Annotated in this window: 10 protein-coding genes; 4 read left to right on the forward strand and 6 right to left on the reverse strand. The window is 35.0% G+C overall.

The window, feature by feature from the left end:
* Nucleotides 1-22: 22 nt before the first annotated feature.
* Nucleotides 23-1,690 (reverse strand): sensor histidine kinase, encoded by a 1,668-nt coding sequence (locus O0955_RS02000; protein ID WP_269425854.1) that lies wholly within the window; start codon nt 1,688-1,690, stop codon nt 23-25.
* A 3-nt stretch (nt 1,691-1,693) separates the two neighbouring features.
* Entirely contained in the window at nt 1,694-3,616 is a 1,923-nt protein-coding gene (locus O0955_RS02005) for a S9 family peptidase (protein ID WP_269425855.1), read from the reverse strand.
* Nucleotides 3,617-3,829: 213 nt separating this feature from the next.
* Here O0955_RS02005 and O0955_RS02010 point away from each other — a divergent pair, with 213 nt between their 5' ends.
* Complete coding sequence (locus O0955_RS02010) at nt 3,830-5,653, forward strand: tetratricopeptide repeat protein (protein ID WP_269425856.1); 1,824 nt, start codon at nt 3,830-3,832, stop codon at nt 5,651-5,653.
* Nucleotides 5,654-5,701: 48 nt separating this feature from the next.
* Nucleotides 5,702-6,004, forward strand: a complete 303-nt coding sequence (locus tag O0955_RS02015) for a DUF4286 family protein (protein ID WP_269425857.1) — start codon at nt 5,702-5,704, stop codon at nt 6,002-6,004.
* Between the two features lie 30 nt (nt 6,005-6,034).
* On the opposite strand, the gene O0955_RS02020 is transcribed toward O0955_RS02015, so the two are convergent.
* The 4 genes from O0955_RS02020 to dtd form a co-directional block, all read right to left on the reverse strand.
* Nucleotides 6,035-6,361 (reverse strand): nucleotide pyrophosphohydrolase, encoded by a 327-nt coding sequence (locus O0955_RS02020; RefSeq protein WP_269425858.1) that lies wholly within the window; start codon nt 6,359-6,361, stop codon nt 6,035-6,037.
* Nucleotides 6,351-6,668, reverse strand: a complete 318-nt coding sequence (locus tag O0955_RS02025; protein WP_269425859.1) for a hypothetical protein — start codon at nt 6,666-6,668, stop codon at nt 6,351-6,353. Before O0955_RS02025 ends, O0955_RS02020 begins: the two co-directional genes overlap by 11 nt.
* Nucleotides 6,601-7,803 carry a glycosyltransferase family 39 protein gene (locus O0955_RS02030; RefSeq protein ID WP_269425860.1) on the reverse strand — a complete coding sequence of 401 codons (1,203 nt, stop codon included), beginning with the start codon at nt 7,801-7,803 and terminating at the stop codon, nt 6,601-6,603. The genes O0955_RS02025 and O0955_RS02030 overlap by 68 nt, the downstream gene beginning before the upstream one ends.
* Before the next feature lie 272 nt (nt 7,804-8,075).
* Complete coding sequence (gene dtd, locus O0955_RS02035) at nt 8,076-8,528, reverse strand: D-aminoacyl-tRNA deacylase (protein ID WP_269425861.1); 453 nt, start codon at nt 8,526-8,528, stop codon at nt 8,076-8,078.
* 29 nt (nt 8,529-8,557) lie between these two features.
* Here dtd and O0955_RS02040 point away from each other — a divergent pair, with 29 nt between their 5' ends.
* Together O0955_RS02040 and O0955_RS02045 are read left to right on the forward strand one after the other, a co-directional pair.
* Nucleotides 8,558-9,583, forward strand: coding sequence for a hypothetical protein (locus O0955_RS02040; RefSeq protein ID WP_269425862.1), 1,026 nt, complete (start codon nt 8,558-8,560; stop codon nt 9,581-9,583).
* A complete protein-coding gene (locus tag O0955_RS02045; protein WP_269425863.1) occupies nt 9,549-11,999 on the forward strand; it encodes a hypothetical protein in 2,451 nt (816 codons plus the stop codon). The genes O0955_RS02040 and O0955_RS02045 overlap by 35 nt, the downstream gene beginning before the upstream one ends.
* Nucleotides 12,000-12,013: the final 14 nt, after the last annotated feature.

Below are 12,013 nucleotides of genomic sequence, written 5' to 3' on the forward strand. Positions count from 1 at the left end.
CAGCATTTTAACATTTCAATTTTTATTTGTTATAAGGCAGCACAATTTTAAACTCTGTACCTGTGCCTACTCTGCTTTTTACTGTAATTTCTCCCTGCATAAAGTTAACCAGTTCTTTGCAAAATGCCAAACCAAGCCCAACGCTCCCCATTTGGTTGTATTCATTCTGAATCCTGAAAAACTTCTTAAATATATTGTTTAATTCGCTTGATTGTATACCTATTCCTTTATCGGTAAATCTAAATACCAATACACCTTTAATCAACTTGGCACTAATGTGCAATATCTTCTTATCGGGCTTAGAATATTTATAGGCATTTTCAGCCAGGTTATCGAATAAACTTCCCATTAAAACCGGATCGGTAATAAAGGTTTTAAAACCTGCTACTTCATAGGTCATGTTAAAATCAGGATGTTTTAAGGTATGCGATTCAATAGTACTTTCTATAAAATCGCGAATATTAACCTCTTCCTCATTTAGCTTTATGGCTTTGTTTTCAATTTGGGTAAAGGCCAGTAACTTATTCATTAAGCCATTTAACTTGTCGGCTTCTTCATCCAGTATTTTACCATATAAACCAAGTTCTCTTTCGGATAAAGAGGTTGCGCTTTTAATGTTGTTCCCTGCAATTTTGATTACGCTTACAGGTGTTTTAAACTCGTGGGTAAGGTTATTTACGAAATCGTACTGCAGCTTAAACATTTTACTGTTGATGTTTAAATTACGAAAAATTAAAAAGGCAATTAACAACAACACGCCATAAACCAGCAAAAGCACCATGGCAATTGGTAAAAAGTAAATAAATATCTCTTTCTTAATATGATCTTTCGAAGAAATAAAATAGAGTTTAAAATTTGAAAACGCATTGGGCAGTGCAATTTCAGTCGTCATATTTTCATCTGAAATGTTAATCGGATCATAGGTAAGCGCCTGTACCTGTATGCTTTGAAAAAGTGAGGGCTTTGTATTTATAATTTTAATTTTAGACGGGTCGAGCTGAAAAACAAACATTCCTAATTTATAAACCGGCGATTGCGGAAGTTTTTTGTGCAGCATTTCTTTGTACACTTTCAGCTCCTCAAAACTAGGAATATTTAAATAGGTAATCTTGTTGGAAGCCACTACGGAAAAGTTGGTAAATAATTCTTCCTGTCCGGGAACTTTAGCGGTATCCAAACGACCGATATAACTCAAAAGCTGTAAAGCCATTGGATTAAAATCACTGTTTACATCAAATGATTTCCGGTTTTCTTCTGAATATATTTTAATTGAATCTGCAGATACATTTTTCCCAAACTGATAGATATTTTTAGGACCAAAGCCAAAAGATTTTGAATTTACACCGTCTTTTACCGGCATATTTTTAACCTCCGAATCGTAAAAAGTAATTTTAGATACAAAAGGATATTTGAGGGTTGTGGTATCGGCAAACCGGGAAGCCGAAGCAGAATCCAGATAACCGCTGTAGTAGGATACCTGCGGCATTTTGATTTGAAAAAAATCATTGTAAGGTTTAATGGTCTGTTCAAGCACGTTTACCTTCTCAGAAACAAATTCATTCTCAATATATTTCTTACTAAAATTAAAAGCCAGAAACAAGGAAAGGATAAACAAGATGGAAATGAGTACAATGAAAGTTACAATAAGCAGAAAGTTCTTACGATAGCCGCTTTCTTTATCCAGTGCCATACGCTATTTTCTGTTGATATTATCTTTTAAAAACTGTTCCAATGCTTTATACATAACTAAACGGCTCTGTTGTCTTTTTATCGGATCAGGTCCCTCTTCTTTTTCTATATGCGTTACAGCAACCCCCCTTTTTTGTAATTCCTTAATAAACTGAATCCCTTCAGCAATATTTATATGCGGATCTTTCGGATTTTGTGCAATAAAAACAGGCGCACGGAAACGATCGGCATGAAAAACCGGCGAAGCAGACCGTACATATTCAGTATCGGTTATTGGATTGCCCACAATTTCATAGTACATCTGCAATTTAGATTTTAAAAACGGGGGTATCATTTTAAAATAACTAAACAAGTTTATTACGCCCGAATTTGATCCGCCACAACTGTATAAATCAGGGTTTTTATATAAGCAGTTTAAAGCAATATATCCCCCGAAACCATTTCCGTAAATGGCAACTTTTTTTGAATTTACAATTTTTTGCTCAATTAGCCACCTCACCCCAGCATTAACATCCTCCTGTATTTTATCATCGAGCTGTTTAAAACCTGCTGCATAAAAGGTTTTTCCATAACCGATAGAACCTCTGTAATTTACCTGCAATACGGCATAGCCCCGGTTAGCTAAAAACTGAACATCTGCATTGTAACCCCAGCTGTTGCGCCATTTTGGACCATCGTGCGGAAGTACTACCAGTGGCAAATTAGAAGCCTTTTTATTTTTTGGCAAGGTTAAATAACCATTGATGGTTAATCCATCAACACTTTTATAACTAATTGGCTTCATTTCGCACATATCTTCTTCTTTTATTGAAGAATTAATATCTGCCAGTTTCCTAAGTTTATTCTGATCGGCAAAATATAAATAATAAGATCCCGGATTTTTATCAGTGAAGGTTCTGACCACAAAAACATTATCCAGCTTATCCTTATCCTCCACACGCCATTCTGTACCTGGTAGTAAAGCATCAATTTTATTATAATTAACCCGTATTGTAGAATCCAGATAGAATTTTTCCTTTTTCCAGGTTTCACAGGTTACAAAAATCATTTTCTTCTTCGCCCTGGAGTATTTTGCTTCGATTACATTTAAGGTATCATTGGCAAAAAGAATTTTCTTTTCCTTTCCTGTTTTCAGGTCAAGCTCAACCAAAGCATTCTTATCCCGGTTAACATTCGAGATTGCATAAAGCACATCAGGTTGATCTTCTGCAATCGCGACCGGATCCAGTGTGGTTTTAAAATTATTGGTAATAACCGCTTTAAAAGGCTGACTTTCGTTTTCGCGGTACATTAATGTTTTATTAACCCCATCGTTTGCAATTGCCATTTTAAGGATTCCCTTGTTATCTGTAATCCAATCGGTAATGTTGCCCGGGTTTTTTGCCGCAATATCCATTTTACCGTTTCTAACATTTAAGCGGTAAACATCAAACACAGAAGAATCGCGTTTATTAGATGAAACAATAATGTACTTATCATCAATAAGTTGGTTTTCGATCACATCCATTCGGGCTTTTTCATTTGAACCCAATTGAATTTGCTTGCTCCCATCCTTATTAATCACAAAAAGATCAGATTTCCTGTCTTTCGAATCATCCCTTGTATAGTAAATCAGTTCATCGTTACTAGTCCAGGTATAAAAACTTAAAGTCTTTTCAGTAAGGTGAGTTAATTGCAAGCTTTTTCCAGTTGCAAGATCTTCTACAAACAGATTTGGCTTTTTATCCTGTAACTTAATATACGACAAGCTTTTACCATCCGGAGAGATGTGATAAAAAGCCTTATCCTGCGTTTTAAAGAAGTCATCGATGGGTATGGTTTTCCCTTCTTCGAAACCTTTACAGGCACAAAATAAAGCAACCAAAACCAATATCAATACTCTATTAACCATATAATTTTCTCCCGGGAGCACAAAAATAAACTTCATCACTACTTAAATATGATATACACCAACAATGTTACTAATTATGGGATGTGGTTCAATTTAGGATTTAAATTTCTTTGTAAAGAAAACTCAGGTAACATTATTATTGTATCTTTAAAATACTACAAATATTTTAAATTTTATAGATTTTAACAGACAAAATCTTTTGAGGTTGCCGCTTTTTTAACTTCATTTAATTTTTTTAATTTAGCGAGTATGAAACGTTTACTTTTCATCGTATTTTTCTTGCTATACAATGGTGTAAATGCTCAGACATTTCGCTCCAATCAACAAATATCTCCGGATGAAAGTGCTTTAGCCATTCAATACTATCAGGCAAGTGATTATGAGAAAGCAGTTGTTCTTTTAGAAAAGCTTTTTTCCACTCCGAATAACGAAGCTTATTTTGATTTATATTTTAATTGTTTAGTTAAACTTAAAAAATATGATGTTGCCGAAAAGCTGGTCAAAAAACAAATCAAACAATCCTCCCAAAATGAAATTTACCTTATAGCATTAGGCAAGCTTTACCAGGAAAAAGGTGATCTGACCTCCGCAAGTAAAATTTTTACCGAAGCCATTAATAAGCTCCCTAAAGATGAATATGCCATCCGGTCACTGGCGAATAATTTCTATCGCTTTGAAAATTATGAATTCGCTATCCAAACCTTCAAACAAGGTAGAAAGTTACTCAACAATAATCAGCTTTTCACTTTCGAGTTGATCAACATTTACAGGTTTAAGAAAGATAAACCTATGCTAATGCAGGAATATCTGGATGCCTTAAGTTCAATGCCTCAATTATTGGCACAGGCCGAAGCTGTTTTGCCTGCAGTTTTTGAGGACAAAAGTGATTATCAAAACTTCCAGATTGGTATTTTAAAGAAAATCCAGAAAGAACCTGATGCCGAAATTTATGTGCAGCTTTTAACCTGGAATTACATTCAGCAACAGGAATATGATATGGCCCTGCGCCAGTTAATTGCTTTTGACAAACGTACAAAAGCAGATGGCGGAACCCTATTTAATGCCATTTATACTTTTGTAGATAACGGAGCCTACGAAACCGCCATTAAAGCATATGAATATTTACAAACCAAGGGGAAGGAAAATGCTTATTATTTACCTTCGAAAATTGAATTGTTAAATACCAGATACAATATTCAAACTGCCGGAAAATATAACGTTACCGATTTAGACTTATTGGCAAAAGACTATCAAACCTTAATTGATGAATATGGTAAGAATAAAAATACTTTATTCGCAATTAAAAAATGGTCTATCCTGCAAGCCTATTATTTAAAACACCCCGAAAAAGCCGGGACAGTGCTTGAAGAGGCAATAAAAATGTCCGGAATAAACAGCACAGATATTGGTCAGCTTAAATTAGACCTCGGCGATGTTTATATTTTAACCAACCAACCCTGGGAAGCTTTTTTAGTGTATGAACAGGTAAGCAAGCAATTTGAAGGACAAGCCATTGGCAACGAGGCCCGTTTTAGGAGTGCTAAACTTTCTTTTTACCAGGGCAATTTTGAATACAGCAACGGACAATGTTTAGTTTTAAAGGCAGCTACTTCTCAACTGATTGCCAATGATGCCTTAAATTTAAGTTTACTGATTACGGATAACATTCAAACACCTGCAGACAGCAATGCGCTGAAAATGTATGCCGATGCAGAAATGTTAGTATTTAGAAATTTGCCCGGTGAGGCAGTAAAAAAACTGGATAGCATTACACTTGCCTACCCTCAAAATAGCCTAGCTGATGCAGTAATGATGAGTAAAGCCAGGATTTTTATTAAATCCAGTGATTTCCAGCGGGCTGCAGACCTACTAAAAAAGGTTACCGAAGATTTTAAAGATGGCATCTGGACTGATGATGCTCTTTTTACACTGGCTGATTTATATGAAAAAAAGCTAAACGATATTATTCAGGCTAAACTTTATTTCCAAAAATTAATAACCGATTATCCCGGAAGCATGTTCAGTGCTGAAGCCAGAAAGAGATTCCGAAATTTAAGAGGTGATGGGGTTTAGAATGCATATTTCATTTTACATCCCTGCATAAAAGTCTATCTTTGCGTTATGCTTTTATACAACGTAACCTTAATTTTAGATGATGCTGCTGCCGAAGAGTGGTTGCAATGGGCTCAGGATATTCATATTCCTGTAGTAATGGCTACAGGTCTTTTTGTATCGCACCGGTTATTAAAAGTATTGGATTCGCCAAACGAAGGCATTACTTATTGCGTACAGTATGTCGCAGAAAGTCAGGAGCAATACAATCAGTACTTAAATATTCACGCACCCGCATTACAGGAAGATTTAAATACAAAATTTAAAAATCGTTTTGTTGCTTACCGTACGTTAATGGAGTTTGTTGGATAGACTTCAGACGCTTCATTAAAGAACTCCGATTTATTTCAGTTTCTCGTTATTCTTATGTCTGTCAGCATCGCGAATTTTTTTTTTCTCGAGGTTCTTTTCCAGGGCTTCGGTTAAATTAATTCCAGTTTGATTGGCCAGACAAATCAATACAAACATAACATCGGCCATTTCATCGGCCAGGTTTACTTCTTCATCACTTTTTTTAAAAGATTGTTCTCCATATTTTCTCGACATAATACGGGCAACTTCTCCCACTTCTTCCATTAAAATGGCCGTATTGGTTAACTCATTAAAATAGCGGATTCCAGTAGTTTTAATCCAGTTATCTACAGCTTGTTGTGCTTCATTAATTGTCATTTTGTTCTTCCTTTATTTCAGACCGAAGTATTTTGTTAAGATCTATATTGGCATCTTCCAGCAAGAAAACACTTGTCCCGTACTCTCTTGAAAACTTATTTGTTACTTCACCAATCTTAGTAATTTTCCTAAAATAAGGTTTTTCTCTTTTTCTTTCCGGGTCACTTTCGTTAAATTCTCTTATAAAAATTAAATCTTTAACCGGCTTATCCAGCTTAAACCAATATAAATAGTCGGCATTATACGAAACCGCTTTTATATTTTGAATAATAATTAACCGCTCCCGCTTGTCCGTAGTTGTCTGCACGTACCAGCACAGCTGATTTATCTTTAACCCGTTGGTAAGCCATATCCGTGAGCTTAGCCATTTCCTTCCAGCCTTGCATATCCGCATAATCTTGTGGCAGCTGATGATTTTTACCATCTTCCCAACTGAGCATGCCTACCCTTTCAAATCTTTTATGATGGGCAACAATTTGATCCGGACTATAAACCGGCATAATAAGCGGCATCAAATAAATAAACGAACCTATTGTAAAAGCAAACAGCAATATGGTTAAAGTATATCTTTTTGATAAAAAACGACCTGAATAAACTGCTCCAAAGGCCAGCAAAACCGGATACAAGCCCAAAGCATAATAATCTTTAGCTTTAAAATAGCTAAATACTATAATGGTAAACAAGTAAGTGAGGATTACCCAGCGGTGCTTCTGAAAGTCTTTATAAAAAATTAAGCTCCCAATACCTGCCAACAGAATAAAAATTGAGTTGATAAAAAAGAGGATTTGACCGATAAAAAAATCAATACGATTTACATGAACCAGTTGTGTTTCCTGCAAAATTTTCATGTGCTTTAACACCGGAAAATGATGATTAATTTGCCAGATTACATTTGGCGAAATAATTAATAGCGCAAAAAGAATGGCAAAATAAAGATGTTTATCCGTGAATATTTTTCTTTTTGAGGTAATTAATATAGCTGGCAATAAACCAATAAGAAGGAAAAGTATGTTGTACTTATTTAAAAAGCCCAAAGCAGTAAAAAAAGCAAAATAATAAAGGTACCTGGCTTCATTCTTATCAAAGTACTTTAACAAATAATAGAATATGGCTGTCCATGCCAAAACATCAAAAGAATTAGGTTGATACAGCGTATTTAGTCTCAAAAATGAAGAACACAAACAAGCTACGGCGACCAAACATTTTGCCAGTAAGCCTCCTTTCAAAAAATCAACAATTTTCCAGCAAAAAACGATTGTAAAAGCTCCAAATAATGCAGGAAAAAGTTTAACGAAGAAAAAGCCATTTCCTAAAGCTTTAATTAACCAGGAAAAAAGAGAGGTTAAAGGCGGAACAGAGGTAAAACCCGCAGCCAGATGGTTAGCCTGATCTAAATGTAAATATTCATCCCGGTGTAATTCGTAAACTGAATTTACAAGCAAAAAAGACAGTACTAATTTTAACAGTATAAAAAACAGGAGGCAAAAATATTCGGGCAGTGGTTTCGAATTTTTATTCATTGTATCAATAATGAAGCAGGTTGATTTAAATCTAATATAATCGCTTTCAGCTATAAAACTGCCTAAAAAATTACATCTCCTTTTTTGATCGTTCTTTAATTAATTAGTTACATATACACACAAGTTTTTAATGCCTGCATCAACTAATAAATTTGCTTAAACTAACGAACAATACTATTAATTTAACCCGCCTATTATTCTTTATTCTTCGTATCCATCACAATCGTAACAGGGCCATCGTTTAATAAACTGATTTTCATATCAGCGCCAAAAATTCCGGTTTCAACTTTTTGTCCTAGTAATGCCGATAACTTCTCAATCATTTTCTCATATAAGGGAATGGCAACATCAGGTTTTGCAGCCCTTGTAAATCCAGGGCGGTTTCCTTTTTTAGTTGCAGCAAACAGGGTAAACTGACTAATTAAGAGAATGTTTCCACCAACATCGGCCAACGCTTTATTCATCAAACCATTTTCATCGCTAAAAACCCGAATACCAACAATTTTTTGTGCAAGCCAGTCTAAATCCTCCATGGTGTCTGCATCTTCGATACCCAATAAAACCAGAAATCCGTTTTCTATCCTTCCGGTTGTGCTGCCTTCCACTACGCAACTTGCTTGTGTAACTCTTTGTAAAACTGCCCGCATTTTATGCTATTTTTGATGAATTAATTGATATGCGCAAGATAAGTATTTTAATAATTTCTGTTCTTTTTATAATCGGCTGTAAACCTAAACCAGTGGTACATCCAACTTTTTATTACTGGAAAACCGATTATCAAAATAAAAAAACAGAAACAAATTATTTGGATTTGTTTAAATCAAAATCTCTGTACGTGCGCATTATGGATGTCGATTTTGATCCCGATGCCCAACAACCCGTTCCGGTATCGCCAATCAAATTTTCTGATCCTTTGCCTGCCCAGGTTAACATTATTCCCGTGGTATATATTGTAAATCAGATGTTCAATAATCTCGATACTTTAAAAAATGGAGAACTGGCCAGCCGCATTGCCAGGTTTGTTGATGCAAAGGTTAAGCAGGCCGGGAAACAAAATTACAACGAGTTGCAAATTGACTGCGACTGGACAAAAACAACACGTGTTCAATATTTTAATTTCCTTAATCAGTTACAAAAAAATCCATTAATGAAAGGGAAAACCATTTCGGTTACGTTACGGCTACATCAGGTTAAAAACCTGACAACAAGCGGAATCCCTCCCGTTAAAAAAGTAATGCTGATGTGTTACAATATGGGAAATTTGCGTAAGTATGGGCCTCAAAATTCTATTTTAGATATGCACGAAATGGAGTTATATTTAAAAAATGATCTAAAAAGTTATCCTTTAAAATTAGATGTTGCTTTACCTATTTTCGAATGGGCTGTTGTGTTTAGAAAGCAGCAATATGCCGGGATATCCAAACGCCTTAATAAAACCCTGTTTCAGGATAAGAAACTTTTTAAACGCAAAGGAGATTCCAATTTATATGCTTTATTAGTGGATTACCCTGTGGCCGGATTGAAAAAAGACGATGAGATCAGATGGGAAGAAATTACTTTAAACGATTTGCTTGCTTCATCCAGATTTTTATCTCGATATTTACCTTCAGAAGAACGAAATCTCGTTTTCTACCATCTCGACATTGACCTTTTAAAACATTTTACACATGAAAACTTTCAAAAAGTTATTGCTGATTTTTAGCGTTTTTTTTCTCACATTTTTTGGCGAAATAGCCATAAATCTTGCTTGTGGAGGAGAAATAGATCCTTACGATTATTACATCTCTTATTTCCATAACAATGTGGAGGGTGATGAATATTCGCCATTTGCTTATAACCAAATGGCTTATTTAAACAGTGAAGATGATGTGGAAAGTGAACCTGAAATAAATAGCCGCGAATGGGCCAAATACCTTGATGTAAAGGAAAATGATGTGTTTAAGGTAATGTACCAGGCTGATAGTGCCACAAGCGTAAAACTTTCTAAATATAATGGTTCTATTAGCGAATTGCCGGATAGTTTACAAAGTAACACCTTTATACAGGGTTTAAGTAAAAACAAAAGCGCTTTAAAATATTATGTTTTTGCCAAAAGTTGCGAGCCTTTAGCCAATGTGGAATTTGACCTTTGGAATCCGCAACCACGGGATAGTATGGCCATGAAGGAAAAAGGTGAAGAGGCTTTAAAATTAACAACGGTCGAAAAAGATGATTTTTTAAAGCTTCGTTACGCTTATCAAACCGCAAGAATGTTCCATTATGCGGGTGCCTTTGATGCCTGCAAATCGGCTTACAACAATTTTATAAAAACAAATAAAACCAATAGTGCTGTTAAAGGTTGGGGCTTAGCTTTATACGCAGGGTCTGTACGTAAAACCGGAAATCCCGAAGAAGCTGCTTTTTTATTTTCGAGAGTTTTCGCTGGAAATCCGGAACGAAGGGTTCAGGCTTATAAAAATTATTTTTATACCAGCACACCAGTAAACAATGCTTTAAAATATGCGAAAACTAATAACGAAAAGGCCAATATTTGGGCGATAAGTAGTTTTGGAAATTCTGATCCGGGCCAAATAGGTTTAGAAAAAGTCTATCAGCTGGAGCCAAAAAGTTTATTAAATGGTGCACTTCTGGTACGCGAGGTTAATAAGTTAGAGCAGCGTTTAATTTCAGCTAACGACATTGCAAAAATATCTTATAGCTATTATTTTTACGATGATCGAGAAGGTAGCCAATATAAAGACAGTATTAAAAATGAAAACCTTAAATACCTAAACCAGATTAGAAATTTTGCCGTAAAGCTTGCTTCTGAGAAAAAATATCCACAGCCTGAACTGGGCACTTTAACTGCTGCCTATTTATCGTGGATGGAGAATAAAGATTTTCTTGCTGCCAATTACCTTGCTATTCTAAACCCGGATAAACTACCGCAAAGACTTCAAAATCAATATAGAATCATTGATCTTTTAATTAAATCTAAAAACATAAAAAAAGGAAATTCCTTTAATGAAAATGATTTGATGGGCACATTAAAATGGTTGGATGAAAAACGTTTTGAAGAAAATAAAGAACAGCCTAAAGGTCAGGGATATTATGGATGGGGTAACGAAAACAAGCGATTTACGTTAACAGCCAGAAACTTTTATCAGCAAATATTGGCTCCGGCTTATATTAGCATGGGTGATACCGCAAAAGCAGCTTTGGCGATGGTAAAAGGCGACTTGAAGTACAAGACGTTAAATCAAAACTCATTATTTGAAAACATGAGCTACCAAAGCACCTCTTTCTGGCGACAATATTTAAGTCCGAAAAGTATGCAGGGTATTGCGGTTTATAAGACTAAAGCAAAGGGAAATGATTTAACAGGTTTACTGGCAAGGGCATTAAATCAATTAAAAGACGATGATTTTTATGAGTTGTACGGAACTACTTATTTACGTACACATCAGTATGAAAAAGCGCTAAATATGTTCAACAAAGTATCTGCGGGTTATGAATATTTCAGCCCTGAAAACTGGTATGCTGAAGATGCAAATTCGAAACTTTATGCCAATCCATTTATTGAAACCATTAAAGATTATCCTAAACAATATGTGGCGATTAAGGCCAATATAACCAAAAAGGAATTTGCTAAAGAAATGTTGCGTTTACAAAAGCTTATTGTAAGCGATAAAAAGAATGCTGCATTATATTACTATAAAATGGCTAATGCGGTTTATCAAACCGGATATTACGGAAACAGCTGGTTTTTAATTAGTTACGACTGGTCTACTTATGATAATTACAATAAGCCAAAATATGGTTACGATATAGATTACAAAAAAGCACAAACGGCTAAAAATTGGTATTTAAAGGCCAGAGCGTTAAGTACAGATCCCAATTTTAAAGCTAAATGTACTTTTATGCTTGCAAAATGTGCCCAAAAACAAATCATCATGAATGCTAACCCAATGTCGTTTGCCTATTACAACACGAACGATGTTAAGTATAAAGATTTTATTAGAGCAAATTATAACAACCCGTATTTTAAGGAATTAAAGCTGAAATATGCTAAAACACCTTTTTATGAAACCGCTGTAGGCGAATGCAGTTATTTAGGCGATTTTATTGCCGGAAAATAAAAACTAAAAACTAA

It is taken from the genome of Pedobacter punctiformis (genome assembly GCF_027213715.1).
GTDB lineage: Bacteria > Bacteroidota > Bacteroidia > Sphingobacteriales > Sphingobacteriaceae > Pedobacter > Pedobacter punctiformis.

What these genes read in the sequence shown, in the direction of transcription:
- O0955_RS02005 (WP_269425855.1), bottom strand. Translation starts at nt 3,616, where the DNA reads ATGAAGTTTATTTTTGTGCTCCCGGGAGAAAATTATATGGTTAATAGA.
- O0955_RS02020 (WP_269425858.1), bottom strand. Translation starts at nt 6,361, where the DNA reads ATGACAATTAATGAAGCACAACAAGCTGTAGATAACTGGATTAAAACT.
- O0955_RS02000 (WP_269425854.1), bottom strand. Translation starts at nt 1,690, where the DNA reads ATGGCACTGGATAAAGAAAGCGGCTATCGTAAGAACTTTCTGCTTATT.
- O0955_RS02045 (WP_269425863.1), top strand. Translation starts at nt 9,549, where the DNA reads ATGAAAACTTTCAAAAAGTTATTGCTGATTTTTAGCGTTTTTTTTCTC.
- O0955_RS02010 (WP_269425856.1), top strand. Translation starts at nt 3,830, where the DNA reads ATGAAACGTTTACTTTTCATCGTATTTTTCTTGCTATACAATGGTGTA.
- O0955_RS02040 (WP_269425862.1), top strand. Translation starts at nt 8,558, where the DNA reads ATGCGCAAGATAAGTATTTTAATAATTTCTGTTCTTTTTATAATCGGC.
- dtd (WP_269425861.1), bottom strand. Translation starts at nt 8,528, where the DNA reads ATGCGGGCAGTTTTACAAAGAGTTACACAAGCAAGTTGCGTAGTGGAA.
- O0955_RS02015 (WP_269425857.1), top strand. Translation starts at nt 5,702, where the DNA reads ATGCTTTTATACAACGTAACCTTAATTTTAGATGATGCTGCTGCCGAA.